This is a genomic window from Pseudomonas sp. HOU2 (genome assembly GCF_040729435.1).
GTDB lineage: Bacteria > Pseudomonadota > Gammaproteobacteria > Pseudomonadales > Pseudomonadaceae > Aquipseudomonas.
On sequence record NZ_CP160398.1, the window covers coordinates 854,558 to 870,974 of the forward strand.

19 protein-coding genes and 1 pseudogene are annotated in these 16,417 nt (G+C 60.5%); 9 read left to right on the forward strand and 11 right to left on the reverse strand.

From position 1 onward, the window contains the following. The first annotated feature begins 90 nt into the window (after positions 1–90). Positions 91–975, forward strand: coding sequence for a LysR substrate-binding domain-containing protein (locus ABV589_RS03635; protein WP_367084935.1), 885 nt, complete (start codon positions 91–93; stop codon positions 973–975). On the opposite strand, the gene ABV589_RS03640 is transcribed toward ABV589_RS03635, so the two are convergent. Next, positions 972–1,358 (reverse strand): cytochrome c family protein, encoded by a 387-nt coding sequence (locus ABV589_RS03640; RefSeq protein WP_367084936.1) that lies wholly within the window; start codon positions 1,356–1,358, stop codon positions 972–974. The genes ABV589_RS03635 and ABV589_RS03640 overlap by 4 nt on opposite strands. A 161-nt stretch (positions 1,359–1,519) precedes the next feature. Then, a complete protein-coding gene (locus ABV589_RS03645; protein ID WP_367086168.1) occupies positions 1,520–2,851 on the reverse strand; it encodes a PLP-dependent aminotransferase family protein in 1,332 nt (443 codons plus the stop codon). Between the two features lie 94 nt (positions 2,852–2,945). Here ABV589_RS03645 and ABV589_RS03650 point away from each other — a divergent pair, with 94 nt between their 5' ends. Continuing rightward, positions 2,946–3,839, forward strand: a complete 894-nt coding sequence (locus ABV589_RS03650; RefSeq protein ID WP_367084937.1) for a DMT family transporter — start codon at positions 2,946–2,948, stop codon at positions 3,837–3,839. Between the two features lie 105 nt (positions 3,840–3,944). Here ABV589_RS03650 and ABV589_RS03655 read toward each other — a convergent pair whose 3' ends face one another. Then, a complete protein-coding gene (locus ABV589_RS03655) occupies positions 3,945–5,390 on the reverse strand; it encodes a SulP family inorganic anion transporter (protein WP_367084939.1) in 1,446 nt (481 codons plus the stop codon). A 157-nt stretch (positions 5,391–5,547) separates the two neighbouring features. On the opposite strand from ABV589_RS03655, the gene ABV589_RS03660 reads away from it, so the two are divergent. After that, entirely contained in the window at positions 5,548–5,850 is a 303-nt protein-coding gene (locus ABV589_RS03660) for a hypothetical protein (RefSeq protein ID WP_367084941.1), read from the forward strand. 6 nt (positions 5,851–5,856) lie between these two features. Here the strand turns inward: ABV589_RS03660 and ABV589_RS03665 are convergent, their stop codons facing one another. After that, a complete protein-coding gene (locus ABV589_RS03665) occupies positions 5,857–6,315 on the reverse strand; it encodes a GNAT family N-acetyltransferase (protein WP_367084942.1) in 459 nt (152 codons plus the stop codon). A 143-nt stretch (positions 6,316–6,458) separates the two neighbouring features. On the opposite strand from ABV589_RS03665, the gene ABV589_RS03670 reads away from it, so the two are divergent. Beyond that, a complete protein-coding gene (locus ABV589_RS03670; RefSeq protein WP_367084944.1) occupies positions 6,459–7,100 on the forward strand; it encodes a TetR/AcrR family transcriptional regulator in 642 nt (213 codons plus the stop codon). 268 nt (positions 7,101–7,368) lie between these two features. Here ABV589_RS03670 and ABV589_RS03675 read toward each other — a convergent pair whose 3' ends face one another. Both ABV589_RS03675 and ggt read right to left on the reverse strand, forming a co-directional pair. Beyond that, positions 7,369–7,902, reverse strand: coding sequence for a cysteine hydrolase family protein (locus ABV589_RS03675; protein ID WP_367084946.1), 534 nt, complete (start codon positions 7,900–7,902; stop codon positions 7,369–7,371). A gap of 67 nt (positions 7,903–7,969) precedes the next feature. After that, positions 7,970–9,697: a gamma-glutamyltransferase gene (gene ggt, locus ABV589_RS03680; protein ID WP_367084947.1), complete on the reverse strand. Its 1,728-nt coding sequence runs from the start codon at positions 9,695–9,697 to the stop codon at positions 7,970–7,972. A gap of 150 nt (positions 9,698–9,847) precedes the next feature. Between ggt and ABV589_RS03685 the strand changes: the two genes are divergently transcribed. Next, the gene (locus ABV589_RS03685) at positions 9,848–10,363 is read left to right on the forward strand and encodes a methylated-DNA--[protein]-cysteine S-methyltransferase (RefSeq protein ID WP_367084949.1); all 516 of its coding nucleotides are present in this window, start codon (positions 9,848–9,850) and stop codon (positions 10,361–10,363) included. Positions 10,364–10,490: 127 nt separating this feature from the next. Here ABV589_RS03685 and ABV589_RS03690 read toward each other — a convergent pair whose 3' ends face one another. The 4 genes and pseudogenes from ABV589_RS03690 to ABV589_RS03705 all read right to left on the reverse strand — a co-directional run bounded on the left by ABV589_RS03690 (position 10,491) and on the right by ABV589_RS03705 (position 13,573). Continuing rightward, positions 10,491–11,081 (reverse strand): NUDIX domain-containing protein, encoded by a 591-nt coding sequence (locus tag ABV589_RS03690; RefSeq protein ID WP_367084951.1) that lies wholly within the window; start codon positions 11,079–11,081, stop codon positions 10,491–10,493. A gap of 153 nt (positions 11,082–11,234) precedes the next feature. Beyond that, positions 11,235–12,236 (reverse strand): annotated as a pseudogene (locus tag ABV589_RS03695) (chitinase); the annotation flags it as partial. A 40-nt stretch (positions 12,237–12,276) separates the two neighbouring features. After that, positions 12,277–12,912 (reverse strand): lytic polysaccharide monooxygenase auxiliary activity family 9 protein, encoded by a 636-nt coding sequence (locus tag ABV589_RS03700; protein WP_367084953.1) that lies wholly within the window; start codon positions 12,910–12,912, stop codon positions 12,277–12,279. 223 nt (positions 12,913–13,135) lie between these two features. After that, positions 13,136–13,573 (reverse strand): hemerythrin domain-containing protein, encoded by a 438-nt coding sequence (locus ABV589_RS03705; RefSeq protein ID WP_108590489.1) that lies wholly within the window; start codon positions 13,571–13,573, stop codon positions 13,136–13,138. Positions 13,574–13,721: 148 nt separating this feature from the next. On the opposite strand from ABV589_RS03705, the gene ABV589_RS03710 reads away from it, so the two are divergent. Further along, the gene (locus tag ABV589_RS03710; protein WP_367084955.1) at positions 13,722–14,147 is read left to right on the forward strand and encodes a GNAT family N-acetyltransferase; all 426 of its coding nucleotides are present in this window, start codon (positions 13,722–13,724) and stop codon (positions 14,145–14,147) included. A 110-nt stretch (positions 14,148–14,257) separates the two neighbouring features. Here ABV589_RS03710 and ABV589_RS03715 read toward each other — a convergent pair whose 3' ends face one another. Further along, positions 14,258–14,608: a hypothetical protein gene (locus tag ABV589_RS03715; RefSeq protein ID WP_007966590.1), complete on the reverse strand. Its 351-nt coding sequence runs from the start codon at positions 14,606–14,608 to the stop codon at positions 14,258–14,260. A 134-nt stretch (positions 14,609–14,742) separates the two neighbouring features. Between ABV589_RS03715 and ABV589_RS03720 the strand changes: the two genes are divergently transcribed. The 3 genes from ABV589_RS03720 to tusD all read left to right on the forward strand — a co-directional run bounded on the left by ABV589_RS03720 (position 14,743) and on the right by tusD (position 16,416). Continuing rightward, positions 14,743–15,072 carry a DUF6388 family protein gene (locus tag ABV589_RS03720; protein WP_367084957.1) on the forward strand — a complete coding sequence of 110 codons (330 nt, stop codon included), beginning with the start codon at positions 14,743–14,745 and terminating at the stop codon, positions 15,070–15,072. A gap of 25 nt (positions 15,073–15,097) precedes the next feature. After that, on the forward strand, positions 15,098–15,802 hold the full coding sequence (locus ABV589_RS03725) for a YoaK family protein (RefSeq protein WP_367084959.1): 705 nt from the start codon (positions 15,098–15,100) through the stop codon (positions 15,800–15,802). Between the two features lie 221 nt (positions 15,803–16,023). Next, positions 16,024–16,416, forward strand: coding sequence for a sulfurtransferase complex subunit TusD (gene tusD / locus ABV589_RS03730; protein WP_367084961.1), 393 nt, complete (start codon positions 16,024–16,026; stop codon positions 16,414–16,416). The last annotated feature ends 1 nt before the right edge of the window (position 16,417 follow it).

A 16,417-nucleotide genomic window follows, 5' to 3' on the forward strand; every position in this document is an offset into this window, starting at 1 on the left:
AAGCACAAGGTTCGCCGCCAGAGCTAAAATCTATAAGGTCTCGGCTTGCCCAACCAACGTTATAAAATCATCGAGCCATTCTGAAAACGCATGGATAAAATCCGCCACGTGCCCTCCCTGCAGGCCATGCAGACGCTGGTAGAAGTCGCCCGTTGCGCCAGCTTCACCCAGGCCGCGCAACAGCTGTGCCTGACCCAAAGCGCGGTGAGCCGGCAGATCCAGCAACTGGAAAGCCATTTCAATGTCGCGCTGTTTATCCGCACCAGCCGCAGCCTGCGCCTGACCTCGGAAGGCGAACAGGTGCTGGCCAGCGCCATCAACATTCTCGAGCAACTGAAAACCCTCGAAGAACGCCTCGCTCCACAGCAACGCCCGTTCCGCATTCGTATGCATGTGTCACTGGCGGTGCGCTGGCTGCTACCCAAACTCAGTGACTTCTATCTCCGCCACCCCGAGGTTTCGCTGGCGATCGAAACCGTCGCCACCGAGGTTGTGGAACCGGCCAGTGACAGCGACGCCTACATTCTTTACTTGCCGCAGCCAAACAATGACGCGGATTGCCTGACGCTGTTCGAGGAAACGCTGGTGCCCGTCTGTTCGCCCAATCTGGCGAACGCGCCGCGCTCGGTCGAAGACTTGCTGGGGTTCGCCTTGCTGCATCGCTCTGCCGATCGGCAGGCCTGGATTGAATGGCTGATGGCCAACGGCGGCAAGCCGCTGGAAAGTTACCGGCACATCCCGTTCAACCTCGACGAGTTGGCACTGGATGCGGCGGCACGAGGCCTGGGCGTGGCGGTGACCGACATGACGCTCGCGGCTGAGTCCATCGAGCGTGGGGTGCTGGTGGTGCCGTTCGGACCACCGCTGAAGACGGGCGGAATTTACGCGTTGTGCCTGCAGCCGGCAGCGGCATCAAACCCGGCGTGCGCGGTGGTCACGCAGTGGTTCGCCGGGCAGGCCGAGAAAATTCTTTAGTTGGCGAATTGCTGCAGATACGCCAACAAATTATCGATCTTCTCTTCGTCACTCAGCCCCCAGAAAATCATCCGCGTGCCCGGCACTACGCCCTTTGGATCCTTCAGATACGCCGTCAGCGTATCGCGATCCCAAGTCTTGCCGGAGTTCTTCATTGCGTCGGAATACACGTAATTGGCCGAGGTCCCGGCGGGTCGGCCGATGATTCCGTTGAGTTGCGGGCCGAACCCCGGTCGCGCGTCCGGCCCGACCTGATGGCAGCCGCCGCACAGCCGCGGAAAGATCTTTTCGCCGGCGGCGGGATCGCCTGCGGCGTGGGTGGTCGAGCTGAACAGCACGGCGGTTGCGGTCAGGGCAAGAAGCAGTGAAACGGTGTTTTTCATCGGGCGTTCCAAAACGGTGTGATGCAATTGAGGCAAGGCTAACACTTTGTGGCGAGGGAGCTTGCTCCCGCTGGGTTGCGTAGCGACCCCAGTCTGGGCCTGCCATGCAGGCCAGCGGGAGCAAGCTCCCTCGCCACAGGGGTATTCACAGCAGGTGTTTTTTACAGATAAGCGCCGATGACCTTTCTGACGGTGATCAATGCCTGACGCAGGACATCCATCGGCACCGACCCCAACGCCAGCCGAATCGCGTGCGGCACATGCGCTGACACCGCGAACGGCTCGGCGGTGGTCACCGAAATCTGCTCGCGCATCAATTCCACGACAATCTGATCGGCACGCACGTCCTCCGGCAGCGGCAGCCACAGGAAATAGGAGGATGGATGACCGATGCAAGTCAGCCCTTGCAGCAACTCGGCGGCGAGCATTTGCCGGGCCTTGGCGTCGTCGCGTTTTTGTTGTTCCAGCAGGGTCACGGTGCCATCGTCGAGCCAGCCGCAAGCCATCGCGGTCATCACGCCGGGGGTGTTCCAGGTGGTGGCGCGGATGATCCGCTCCAGCGCCGGCACCGCGTGCAGCGGTGCGGCAATGAAACCGACGCGCAGGCCAGTGGCAATGTTCTTCGACAGGCCCGAGACATACACCGTGCGCTCCGGCGCCAAATCAATCAGGGTACGCGGTGGGTTTTCCACCAGAAAGGCGTAGGCCGCGTCTTCGATGAGCGTCAGATCATGGCGGCGGGCGAGCGCGACCAATTGCTCGCGCTGTTCGATCGGCGTCACCCAACCCAATGGATTGTGCAGCGTCGGCATGCTGTAAATCGCACGCACCGAACGGCTGCGGCAAAGTTTTTCCAGCGCCATCAGATCCGGCCCGTGCTCACCGGGCGGAATCGCCACCACTTCCAGATGCAGCGCTTCGGCCAACACCTTGAAGCCGGAATACGTCAGCGCATCCGCTGCAATCACATCACCGGGTTTGAGCAAGGCCATCAGCGTCACCGCTAACCCTTGCTGGGCACCGTTGACGATCAACACCTGCCCGGCATCGACGTGCACCCCGCGAGCCTGCAAATGCTGCGCAACCGAAGCGCGCTCATGCTGGCGCCCGGCGTGGGGTTGATAACGCAGCAAGGCTTCCAGATCACCGGACAGCGCCAACTGGCGTAACGCCGTCCGCAACAGGTCGGCCTGACCGGGCAGCGACGGGTAATTGAAATTCAGATCGATCATGCCGACCGCGACGTCTTTCTGATCGATGCCCTGCCCCGGCGCCAACGAGGTTTCGCGCACAAACGTCCCGCGCCCGGTCTCGCCGCTGACCAGCCCCATCGCCTCAAGCTCGGCATATACCCGCGACGCGGTGACCAGTGCCAGCCCAGCACTGGCCGCCAGTTCCCGGTGAGTCGGCAGTCGGGTTCCCGGTGCCAGACGCCCCGCGCGAATGTCCGCGGCGTAGGCGTCAACGAGGGTCTTGTAGCGCGAGCGCGGCATACTGGATGTATCCATGACAATTATTTGATTGTGCTGATTCTCGGCCCCAGGATGGCTCGAAAGCAACCCACCTTTTTTTTGAGTGTGACCTTGTATGGAACGGACTTCGAACCCGGTTAACCCGGCGCTGGAAAAAACCAGCGGCTGGATCAATGGCTTTATCGGCGTGGTGATCTTCAGCGGATCGCTACCGGCCACGCGTCTGGCGGTGCTGGAATTCGATCCGGTGTTTCTCACCGTGGCGCGCGCGGCCATTGCCGGCGTGTTGGCGGTCATTCTGTTGTGGCTGTTTCGCGAACGGCGCCCGGCACGCGATCAATGGTGGTCGTTATTGATTGTGGCGTTGGGCGTGGTACTGGGCTTTCCACTGCTGACGGCGTTGGCGCTGCAACACGTGACGTCAGCGCATTCGATTGTGTTTGTCGGATTGCTGCCCCTGGCGACGGCGATTTTTGCCGTGCTGCGTGGCGGCGAGCACCCGCGACCGGTGTTCTGGGTGTTCTCGATTCTCGGTAGCGGCTTGGTCGTTGGCTTCGCCCTGTCACAGGGACTGACTGCTTCGCCCACCGGTGACCTGCTGATGCTCGCGGCGATTCTGGCCTGCGGTCTGGGATATGCCGAAGGCGCGAAACTGTCGCGCGTGCTCGGCGGCTGGCAGGTGATCTGCTGGGCGCTGGTGTTATCGCTGCCGGTGATGGCCTTGCTCAGCCTGTGGCTGGCGCCCGCCTCGTTCAGCCACGTCAGCCTTTCGGCCTGGATATGCCTGGCCTACGTGGCGCTGTTCAGCATGCTGATCGGCTTTGTGTTCTGGTATCGCGGCCTGGCCCAAGGCGGGATCGCGGCGGTCGGTCAACTGCAATTGCTGCAGCCGTTTTTCGGCCTGGCGCTGGCGGCGACGTTACTGCATGAACAGGTCAGTGTCGGCATGCTGGTGGTGACGCTGGGCGTCATCCTCTGCGTAGCCGGCGCCAAAAAATTCGCCAGATAACCGCACCGCCCCTGTAGGAGCTGCCGCAGGCTGCGATCTTTTGATATTGATCTTTTGAAAAACAAGATCAAAAGATCGCAGCCTGCGGCAGCTCCTACAGGGGGATCAGTGGTGTTCGACGCCCGCGCGCTTGAGCAGCTTTTTGCAGCGCTCGGACAGATGAAACACCTGCAACTCTTTCCCGGCCTTGGCGTATCGCTCACGCAAGGTTTTCAACGCGGCAATCGCCGAGTAATCGACAAAGCTCAGATGCCGGCAATCCAGCGTCACCCGGGCCGGGTCATTGGCCGGGTCGAACTGGTTGAGGAACGGCGTGGTCGAGGCGAAAAACAGCGTGCCGTGCAGGCGATAGAGTTTGCTGCCGTCGACTTCCAGATGCTCATCGGCGTAAAGCTCGCGGGCCTGCTGCCAGGCGAAATTCAGCGCGGCGATGATGATCCCGCAGAGCACGGCGGTGGCCAGGTCGGTGAACACGGTGATGGTGGTTACGGCGATGATCACCAACACATCGTTGAGCGGCACCTTGTTCAACACCCGCAACGAGGCCCAGGCGAAGGTCTGTTGCGAGACCACGAACATCACGCCCACCAGCGCCGCCAGCGGAATACGCTCGATCAACGGTGACAGAAACAGGATGAACAGCAGAATCAACACCCCCGCCACCACCCCGGACAAACGCCCGCGACCGCCGGAGCTGAGGTTGATCACGGTCTGGCCGATCATCGCGCAACCGCCCATGCCACCGAACGCCCCGGAGACCACGTTCGCCGCACCCAGCGCGACGCATTCGCGATCCGGGTAACCACGGGTTTCGGTGATTTCGTCGGTGAGGCTCAGGGTCAGCAGGGTTTCCAGCAGGCCCACCAGCGCCATCAGAATCGCGTACGGAGCGATGATGCGCAGGGTTTCCAGCGTCCACGGGATGTCTGGCACGGCGAAGGTCGGCAGACCGCCGGCGATGTGCGCCATGTCGCCAAGGGTGCGGGTCGGCAGGCCGAACAGATAGACCAGCAGGCCCACGCCGAGGATCGCCACCAATGCCGGCGGCACCGCGCGGGTCAGGCGCGGCAGAATGTAGACGATGGCCATGGTCAGCAGTACCAGCCCGGTCATCAGGTACAGCGGCGTGCCGCTGAGCCAGTGTTCGCCACTCTTGAAATGCTCCAGTTGCGCCAGCGCAATGATGATCGCCAGACCGTTGACGAAGCCGAGCATCACCGGATGCGGCACCATGCGCACCAGTTTGCCCAGGCGCAACAAGCCGAACGCCATCATGATCAGACCGCCGAGCAACACCGTCGCCAGCAGATACTGCACGCCGTGTTGCACCACCAGCGCGACGATCACCACCGCCATCGAACCCGCCGCCCCGGAAACCATTCCCGGCCGTCCGCCGAACAACGCGGTCAGCGTACAAATGATGAAGGCGCCGTACAGGCCCATCAGCGGGTTGAGATGCGCCACCAGCGCGAACGCAATGCATTCGGGCAACAGGGCAAACGAGGTGGTGAGTCCGGCCAGGACATCGGCGCGCAGACGTTTCGGTTTCATGGCTTACCTGACTGATCGGCCGACGAATGTGGCCGCTGATGTTCGTAAAAAGTGGGGAGCGGATGTTACGGAATAGTTCGGAATCGGGCCAGCGATCGCTGACACCCGTCGACGCACGATTTATGCTGGCGCGCTTGTGCCTCCACCGAGTATGACCATGACTGCATTGCTGACCGCCCGCGACGTTTGCCAGCGCTTGCGCGAGGCTGCGCTGGGCGTGCTGTCCCTGCGGACTGCGGAGAAACCGGGCGATGCCGGCCTGGTTGCAGTCGATATCGAAGGCTGGCAGTTGCTGCTGGACTTTGAGGGCGGACGCTTGCACCACTGTGAACATTGCCGCTGCCCGGATGGCCGCGAGGGTACATTGGCGACGTGGCAGCGTTACGGCACCAATCCGGTCAACCTGCTGAGTACCTGGGAATTGGCACAGGTCGAGCGGTTGCTGACGCGGCAGCGTTGAACCCGATCAGCCCTGACGCAGATCGAGCATATAAGTGTAATAGCCGGTATCACGCACATAACCCAGCGACTCGTACAAACCCTGCGCCGTAAAGTTGTCGGTGGCAGTTTCCAGCACCAGACCTTTGGCGCCAGTCTGCAACGCAAAGTCGCGCGCGGTGTTCATCAGTAACCGCCCGACGCCGCGCCCCCGAGCGGCGGGCATGGTGAACAGGTCGCTGAGCAACCAGGTGCGATGGGCATCGATCGAGGAAAACGTCGGGTACAGCTGCACAAAACCCAGCGCTTCGGCGTTTTCATTCTGGGCGAGAAAAATTGCCGATTCGTCGGCGGCCATGCGCTCGGCGACGAAGGCTCGCGATTGCTCAAGGTTCGACGGCTGTTGATAGAAACCGCGATAAGCGTCGAACAGTTTTGCCACCGCCTCCAAATGCGCCGCCGTAGCGCGCAGTGCCTTGATGGCCATGTTCCCTCCCCCGGTTTTTTTGATGATCGAACCAGCATAGCGCTCTTGAGCGAGTTAGCTGGCCTCACCGTTATATAGTTTTGTATATTGCGAAACCGAATTTGTCAGTATCTGCCCATGCCAACCATTTACATCGTGTTCCCATGAGTGCCATCCGCGTACGCAACGAACAACTGATCCTCGCCGCCGCCAGCGAAGAGTTTGCCGCCAACGGCTTCGACGCCACCCAGACCCGCGACATCGCCGCCCGTGCCGGCGTGCCCAAGGCCAACCTGTATTACTACTTCCAGACCAAGGAAAATCTCTATTCCAAAGTCCTGCTGGGATTCGTCGAACCGCTGCTGGAAGCCTCGGCGGCGCTGCGCGAAAGCGACGACCCCATGATCGGCCTGCGCGCCTACGTCGCCGCGCGTATCCGCATCGCCCGCGAACACCCGGCCATCGCCAAGGTCTTCAGCGGCGAACTGCTGCTCGGTGGCCGCCAATTGCCGGACGAATGCCGCGACCTGCTGCACGCCGAAGCCCGACGCAATGTCGAATGCCTGCGCAGCTGGATCGAGCGCGGCTTGCTGGCGCCGGTGGATCCGGAGCACCTGATGCTGTTCATCTGGTCGGCAACCCGCACCTACACCAATATTGGCTGGCAGATGGGCTGCATCACCGGACGCGCAGTGCCGCAGGATGAGGACTATGAGACGGCCGCAGAGACGATTACGCGGATGGTGCTGGAGGGCGTCGTGGCACCGCGGGTTGGGGAGATTCGTGGGGTTCTGTTTGCGACTTGAATAGTCAGGGCTGCTACGCACCCCAGCGCGAGCAAGCTCGCTCGCCACAGGGGATTTGGGCTGGGCATGGGAATCTGTGCACATCACCGGCCATTGTGGGAGCCAGCCTGCTGGCGATCATCTTCATTGACAGGTTCACCGCCATCGCTGGCAAGCCAGTTCCCCAAGGATCGGTGTTGTTCAAAGACTTTGTGATCCATGCCAAACTCTGTGGGAGCTGGCTTGCCAGCGATGAGGCCAGTAAGACCGACAGAGGAATTTTCGGGCCTCAGAAAATGATCCCGGCTGCAGGTTTAACGTCGATGCGACCGGTAGCGCCGGTCAGGTGCGCCAGATCCTTGTTGTGTTCGGCGATGATGTCTTCGGCGCTCATGTTGCCGTTGTCGACCGTGGAGTGAGCGTCCGCGACGAGCACCACGTCGTAGCCCAGTTCGTGCGCCCTGCGCACGGTGGCGTTGACGCAGTAATCGGTTTGCAGGCCGCAAATGATCAGACGTTCGAAGTCTTCTCCGGGCAGCAGCTTTCGCAGATCGGTCTGATAGAACGAATCCCGGGTGGTTTTGCGTACGCGCAGGTCCTGCGTTTCAGTCAGCAGGCTTTCGGCCAGTAGCCAGCCTTCGGCACCATGGGCCAGCGGGCTGTCCTTTTCTTCATGCTGAATCAGCACCACCGGCACACCGGCCGTGCGCGCGCGAGTGCTGAGCTGGTTGATGGTATCGATGACGCGGCGAATGTCGAAGCACTGGTACTCGCCCGAGCAGAGAGCCTGTTGGACGTCGATGATCAGCAATGCGCTAGACATGATGGGTCTTCCTTGATCGATACTCGAGACAGGGGCCGGGCCTGAGCCCGCCCCCTTTTTACGCCTCTCAGTAGCCCAGCGACAACCCGGTATTGCGCCGTGGATCGTTGGCCCCGTAGAAACGGTTCTTGCCCACCGGTTTACCGCCCAGCGACGGCGCGCCGACGAGGATGGCCGCGATGTGGTTGGCATCCTGTGGCCCTGCAAACTTGTGGCCCCAGCTCTCGAGAATCTTCTTCGTATCGGGGCTGGCCGCGAAGTCTTCGAGGTTGGTTTCTTCAGGCATCCATTGCTGGTGGAAACGCGGCGCGTCGACCGCCTCTTGCAGGCCCATGCCGTAATCGATGACATTGAGCATGGTCAACAAGGTCGCAGTGATGATGCGGCTGCCACCCGGGGTGCCGACTACCATCACCACTTTGCCATCCTTGGTGACGATGGTCGGGCTCATCGACGACAGCGGGGTTTTGCCCGGGGCGATGGCATTGGCCTCACCCTGCACCAGACCGTACATGTTCGGTACGCCGACCTTGGAGGTGAAGTCGTCCATTTCGTCGTTGAGGATCACCCCGGTCTTGCTCGCCATCACGCCGGCGCCGAACCAGTCGTTGAGGGTGTAAGTCACCGATACCGCGTTGCCCCACTTGTCGACGATCGAATAGTGCGTGGTGTTGTTGCCTTCATGCGGGACGACGCCGGGTTTCAGTTCGGCGGAGATCCCGGCCTTCTGCGGCTGGATCGCGTTGCGCAGCTTGGTGGCGTAGTTTTTGTCCAGCAGATGCTCGATCGGATTCTTCACAAAATCCGGATCGCCCAGATAGCTGTTGCGGTCCACGTAAGCGTGGCGCATCGCTTCGATCTGGTAGTGCATGCCCTGGGCCGAATGGAAGCCCAGATCCTTCATCGGATAGCCTTCGAGGATGTTCATGATCTCGCAGATCACCACCCCGCCGGAGCTTGGCGGTGGCGCCGACACCACGTGGTAACCACGGTAATCGCACTCAACCGGCGCCAGCTCGCGGGTCTTGTATTTGTCGAGGTCGGCCTGGGTAATGATGCCCTTGTTGGCCTGACTGGACGTGACGATGGCGTCGGCCACCCAGCCTTTATAGAAGCCGTCGGCGCCTTTTTCGGAAATGGTGCGCAGGGTTTTCGCCAGATCCTTCTGCACCAGTTTCTGCCCGACCTGCATCGGCTCGCCGTTGTGCAGGAAGATCGAGCCGGAATCACGCATGTCCTTCTTGAACACATCGGTGGCATAGTCCAGCAGATCGACATCGCCCTGCTCCAGCTCGAAACCGTCTTCAGCCAGTTTGATCGCCGGGGCGATCATATCCTTGCGCGGTTTGGTGCCGTACTTGCTCAGCGCCAACTCCATACCTGAAACGGTGCCGGGCACTGCCACGGCGAGATGACCGCGGGTGCTCAGGTCCGGGACGACGTTGCCGTCCTTGTCCAGGTACATGTTGGCAGTCGCCGCCAGCGGGGCTTTTTCGCGGAAGTCGAGGAAGGTCTTGCGTCCGTCCGCCAGTTGAATGGTCATGAAACCGCCACCGCCGAGGTTGCCAGCCGCGGGATACACCACCGCCAGCGCATAGCCCACAGCGACCGCTGCATCCACCGCATTGCCGCCGTTTTTCAACACATCGACGCCGACATGGGAGGCCAAGTGTTGGGCGGTGACCACCATGCCGTTCTCGGCGGCCACCGGGGCCACCGAAGCGGCGTGGGCCATCAGGCAGCTCAGTGCCAGTGAAGTCGCGATCAGCGTTTTGGCCAAAGGTTCGTACTTCATGAGTCGATCTCTTTTTTGTTATTGGATTCTGTGCAGAACAGAGGGGAACGCTGCAAAAGCACCTAGCAGTATGGTCGCTATTACGATTTGCGCCTCCCCGCTCAGGCAGTATGCTGAGTGCCGCTGTCCCGCCGCCCCGGAGTTTTGCCCATGTCCTACACGTTCATCACCCTGCCCTCGCCGGTCGGCGAATTGAAGCTGGTCGCGAACGGCTTGCGACTGGCGGCCATCCTCTGGGAAAACGACAAACCGGGCCGGGTGCGCCTCGGTCCGATGAGCGAAGCGCCGGACAATCCGTTGCTGCAGCGAACCGCGCAGCAGCTTGAAGAATACTTTGCCGGCAAGCGTGATCGCTTCGACCTGGAGCTGGATTTTGTCGGCACCGATTTTCAGAAAAAGGTCTGGGGGGCGTTGCTGACCATTCCGTTTGGCGAAACCCGCACTTACAGCCAGATCGCCGAGCAGATCGGCAATCCCACCGCCGTGCGCGCCGTGGGTGCAGCGAATGGGCGCAACCCGATTTCGATTGTCGCGCCGTGTCATCGAGTGATTGGTGCGTCGGGGAAATTGACCGGGTTTGCGGGTGGGCTTGAGGCCAAAGAGCGGTTGCTGGTGCTGGAGGGTGGTGAATGGTCTGATGTCGGTAGAACAGGCGACCTGTTTTAACCCTGCAAATGCCATCGTGTGGCGAGGGAGCTTGCTCCCGCTCCAGTGCGTAGCACTGGCAAAAACCTGGGGCCGCTGCGCAGCCCAGCGGGAGCAAGCTCCCTCGCCACAATGGATTGACGCTGAATCAGGTGTTGAAAAGGTTATTCATTGCTGCGTACTGCAACAGCATGATGGTCTTGGCATCGCAGATCTCGCCACGCTGGAACGCCGCGAGTGCTTCATCGAAGCCCCACTCGAGCACTTCCAGTTCTTCGGTTTCTTCTTCCAGGCCACCGCCCTCACTGACCTTCGACTTCGCGTCGTACTCGGCAATGAAGAAGTGCAGTTTCTCGGTCACCGAACCGGGGCTCATGTAAGCCTCGAATACCTTCTTCACGTCGTGCACGCGGTAGCCGGTTTCTTCTTCGGCCTCGTCGCGAATCCGCTGTTCCGGTGCAGCACCTTCCAGCAACCCGGCCGCTACTTCGATCAGCAATCCATCGTGACCGTTGACGAACACCGGCAAACGGAATTGGCGGGTCAACACCACGGTGCGTTTTTCGCGGTTGAACAACAGGATCGCCGCCCCATTGCCACGGTCGTAGACCTCGCGGGTCTGCCGCTGCCAGTCGCCGTTATTGCGCAGGTAGTCGAAGGTGATCTTCTTCAACAGGTACCAGTCGTGGGACAACACCTCAGTGTCGACAATGTTGACCCGCTCGGCTGTCTTGGTCATGACGCCTGATCCTTGTGTCATCGGAAAACGCCCATATTCGATTAATCGCGCGCACAAAAAAAGCCCGGCAGCGCTACCGGGCTTCTTTATTTGCGGTTAACGGGCGAGGCGCGACAACGCGTCGTCCGTTTCCTGCTCCGCTGTTCGGGCGCCATGAATCAGCGGCCCATAACGCCGGCTGAACTCCCAATTGTACGGCACGCGATCCTTGCTGACGCCGTTGTCCCAGTTCACCGACCAGGTCATCAGGCCCTTGATCGGCAGCCCTTTGATCGCCAGACGCTTGAGCGCATTGCCCACCGCGGTGCTGTCGATCACATAACCGGTGGCGGCCGCATCGACGTTGGCCGGCAGGCCGATGACGAATTTGTCCGCCGGGATTTTGGTGAAGCCCCGGGTGCCGGTCACCAGACTTTCGGTCAGGTAATAGAGGAAGTCCTCTTTCAGCGCATCGTTGTTCTGCGCGATCCATGCACCATTGCCATTATTGGCTTCCGGCACCCAGACCCCGTCGCCACCCTGGTTGTAGAACTGCGGCGCGATGAAGTCGTAATAGCCTTCCAGTGCCTGCAGGTAACCGACGTACTTGCCGTTGGTGGTCAGATACGGAAACTCCGGGGCCATGCTGATGATGAAGTGCTTGCCCTGGCCTGCGTAGTGATCCTTGACCAGTTTCAGTGCAGCCGGCAGCACGGTCTTGTTGGCAGCGAAATCAATCGCGCTCTGTTCAAGATCGATGTCCAGCCCGTCGAAGCCGTAGGTTTCCACCAGACGGATGATTTCATTGGCCAGTGGTTGCTCCTGTCCGGCCCGCAACTCGATGTGCGCGTCGGCGCCACCCAGGGACAGCAGCACCGCCCGCCCCTGGCTGTTGAGCACGCCGACCTGACGCCGGAACTCGGCATCGGAGACGTTGTAGGGCTTGAAGGTCGGAATTCCGCTGCCCTTCATGAACGCCACGGCGACCACGTTGTACTCTTTGGGCACCGCTTCCAGAGCGATTTCGGCGAAACGGCCCTGACGGTAGCCGTCACTCTGACCCGCCGGCCAGTTGTGCCAGAAGCCCATGAGTATTTTTTTGCCGGCAATGCTCGGCATCAGCGAAGCCGCGTCAGCCGCCTGGTTTTGCACGAATGTGAAGTCGATATTTGACATGTTCTAATCCTTCAGAACCTGTGGGTTGAGCGTAACGCCGTTATTTGAAGTCGACGTCGAACGCCTGATAGAACGCGTTACCGGTGTTGGCGACGATCCACATCAGCACGATGACGTGACGGCCCTTTTTGTTGGCCGGCAATTTCACCGAATGATTGACCTTGGCCTTCAGTTCACCCGGATAGCTGTAATACGGCACCTGAGTGTAGAAGTCTTCGGCGAAAGGCTGCGCTTCGAGCTGCGCACGGGAAATACGTTGCTTCGGATCCCAGCCATCCTTGGTGATCATCCAGCGGTAGCCGCGGGTGGTGTGCGGCGCGGTGTATTCCCATTTCACTTCCAGCGTCTGGCCCGGGGTGACACTGAGCAGTGGCCAGCTGAACGGACGGTTGAGCTTTTTGCTCATTTCCTCGTCGGTGAAGTTCACGCAGTCACGGGCATCGGTCTTGCCACCGCTGAGGATGTAACCGTCGGCAGGCGGCGTGACGCTGTCACTGTCGCTGCCATACGGCGCAGGAAAAGGCCCTGCGGTCAGCGCCGGGAAGTTCTTGCCGGCTTCCATTTCGTTGACCTGCCAGGCACCGAGCAATCCTTGCTCGATGGCTACCGCACCGCGGCTGGCTGGGGAGGTGACGCGACCGTGTCGCAGTTGGGTTTGAGCTTGTGGTTGGTTCATGTTTTTCACTCCGTTGATTTAAGAACTCTCCTGTCCGAGGAGAGGCCTTCAAGCTAACGGAGGTGGATTTTTTGTCCATCGGCGGTTTTGTCGCAGTCAATCGGCGTCCCAGTCGGAAAACGCCGAAAATACTGGATGAATATACAGTCATTTGCGAAAACGCCCACCTGACGCATGGCTAAAGGCCTACACGCCGGCACAGCAAAAACCTGCAATCATCCCCTCACTCCAGTTGTGCCTGGTATTCCTTTTCGTATTGTCCTGCGAGTTGCTCTTTCTGCTTTTCGTTGAGCAGCTTGCCGGCCATCTGGAAGAACTTCTGCTCTTCTTCCTTCAGATGGTGGTGGACCTTGTCCGACAGTTTTTTCGCGGTGGCCAGCCAGGCCGGGCTGGACATCTCGGTCTCGTCCAGTTCTTCCATCATCTCGTCCATTTCATGGTGCTCGGAGATGGCATGGCGACTGAGGTCGACACCATTGTCGAACTCCATCAACGGGATGTAGAAGTGGCGTTCTTCAGCGGTTTCGTGGGCCTGCAGCTCGGCTTTCAACTGTTTGTAGGCTTCAACCCGCTCCGGGGTGTCACCGCTGGTTTCGACCAGGGCTTTGGCGTAATTGCGCTGGCGGTCGTGGCTTTCGCGAAGGGCTTCGAAAATGTTCATGGAGGTTCCTCATCAACCGCGTTCGAAATGACGCTGTAAACGCTAGACCCCGGCGCAACAAAGACGGTTCCAACGGGTTGAGGAAGGGACCTGGAAGACGCACGTCAGGCAGGATAGGCTGCGCACTCACCTCACAAGGAAGTCGCCCATGAAGTTGCGAATCGAGTTGTCGCAGAACCCCACGGAAGAGCAACGCAAGGCCATTCTCGAGCCTTTGATTGCCTATAACGACGCCCAGACCGGCGGCTCCAAGTCGGAGCCCTTCGCCCTGCTGGTGCGCGATGAGCACGACGCAATTCTCGGTGGGTTGTATGGCCGGGTGATTTTTACCTGGATGTACATTGAATTGCTGTGCGTACCGGAACAGGGTCGCGGGCAACGCATCGGTTCGGAATTGATGGCCATGGCGGAAAATCTGGCCAGAGAAAAGAACTGCATGGGAATCTGGCTGGACACCTTCGATTTTCAGGCGCCGGCGTTCTACGAGAAGCTGGGATTCAGCCAGTTTGGCGAGATTGTCGACTACCCGCCGGGGCATAGTCGGCATTATTTCCAAAAGCGCTTGATCGGTTGAATTCACTGGCCCTATCGCGAGCAGGCTCACTCCTACAGGATCGGTGGCGAACACAAATCCAGTGTGGGAGCCAGCCTGCTGGCGAAGACGGCAGCCGCTTCAGCGCAATATCAGAGACAGGTCGCCAACCCCGCCAATCGGCGCTTGGCAACAAAATCATCTTTCTGCGCGTAGTAATTGAGCACCGTGCCCGACGCATCGCTGGTCACATCGACAAACGACTCCGCCGAACGCGTGTACACGGTCGAGCCGCCCTTCTTGCCCGGTTGCAGGTACGCCCCGGCATCCACACCAAACACCGCTTCGTCCTGCCAGGCGAATTGCACGCACTGAGCCACGACTTTCTCGGGCTTGTCCGAGGTCAGAACCTTATACGGGGCTTTGGTGCGAGAATCGTCCATCACCGAACCCGCGCAGCCGGCCAGCACGCTCGCGGCCAGCGCTACCATCAGAATTCGCATTGCATTCGCTCATTCAGAAAAAAGCGGACTGTATCACCGCAACAGGCAAAATCGTTCTGCTTTACTGCATTTATAGCGCGACACGCACCGGCCGCTCCGGCACCCTAGGGTCATCAGCCTCACAAGGAACCTACATGGCGCCCACCGACCAGCGACATGAACAAGCCCTGAAACTGTTTCTCGACGCACGCCCCGAACTGCGCGAATCCCTCGATCATCTCAATCCGCTGCTGGCCCAGGCCAAGGGCGAAACCCCGGCGCAATATCGTGAAGAACGCCTGCACGAAGCCTTCGAGGCCGAGGCGGAGCATCAAGGCCTGTTTGCCTGGGAATTGACCTTGCTCCTGACGGCGGCAACGCCCGAGGACTATCAGGCCCAGCGCATGGAGGTGCACCGCGAGGTGGCGGAAATGGCGCACATGAGCTGGGCGGATTACTGCGATCTGTATGGGCTGGAACCGTAACCACTGCGCAAGGATATCGTCACCGATGCTGCCTTCGACCTCGACTCACCGCGCCACGTCCGGGCATCTGCATCGGCAGAAATGGCGTGGCCGCATCGGTCTGGCACTGGTGGCCAGTCTGTCAGTGCTGGCGGGCATGACCGACGCAATCGGCTTCATGGCCAGCGGCGATTTCGTGTCGTTCATGAGCGGCAACACAACGCGCCTGGCGGTGGCGATCAGTGACGGCGATCTCGGGCTGACGTTACGCCTGACCATCCTCGTCGTCACCTTCGTGATCGGTAATGCCTTGGGGATCGTGATCGGGCGCCTCGGTGGGCGGCGCACATTGCCCCTGTTGCTGTGCATCGCCACCCTGCTCTGCCTGGCGGCCGCCTGGCCGTACGACACGCAACTGCCGGCGCTGCTGGCGGCGATCATCGCGATGGGCATGCTCAACGCGGCGGTCGAGGAAGTGAATGGTCTGCCAGTGGGCCTGACATACGTGACCGGGGCGCTGTCGCGGTTCGGCCGTGGACTGGGGCGCTGGATGCTCGGCGAACGCCGGAACGGCTGGCGGGTGCAACTGGTGCCGTGGAGCGGGATGTTCATCGGCGCGATTCTCGGCGCGGTGCTGGAACAGCATTTCGGGCTTCGGGCATTGTTCGCCAGCGGCTTGCTGGCGGCGGTGCTGGGCGTACTGACCTTGAGCATTCCGCGGCGCTGGCAACTCGGCTATATGCCCCGTTGATCGAAACCTTACTCAAATCCCCTGTAGGAGCTGTCGAGTGAAACGAGGCTGCGATCTCTTGATCCAGCTTGTAAAGATCAACAGATCGCAGCGTGCCGCAGCTCCTGCATGGATTCGCACCCTATGACCGATAGCAGCAGAAATCGGTGTGTGCAACTTGGGTTTCGCGGCAGCCTCGATAAAGCTTTATCATGGCCGCAGTTTTGCTGATCGAGTCCGTCATGAAGTTCGCCATTGCGCTGTTTTCCGCCGCCCATGCGCCCTCCTCGCGTCGCGCCCTGCTGTTTGCGCAGGCTGCGCTGGCCGGCGGGCATGAGATTGTCCGGCTGTTTTTTTATCAGGACGGTGTCTACAACGCCTCCGACGCGGTGGTCACCCCGCAGGACGAGCTGGACCTGCCCAAACAGTGGCGCGCGTTCATCAGCGAGCAGCAACTGGACGGTGTGGTGTGTATCGCCGCCGCCCTGCGCCGTGGCGTGCTGAATGACGAAGAAGCCAAACGCTACCAGCGTGATGCCGTGGCGGTCAGCGCGCCGTGGGAATTGTCCGGCCTCGGCCAGTTGCACGATGGGGTGCAGGACGCCGATCGACTGATCTGTTTCGGAGGCGCGTGAG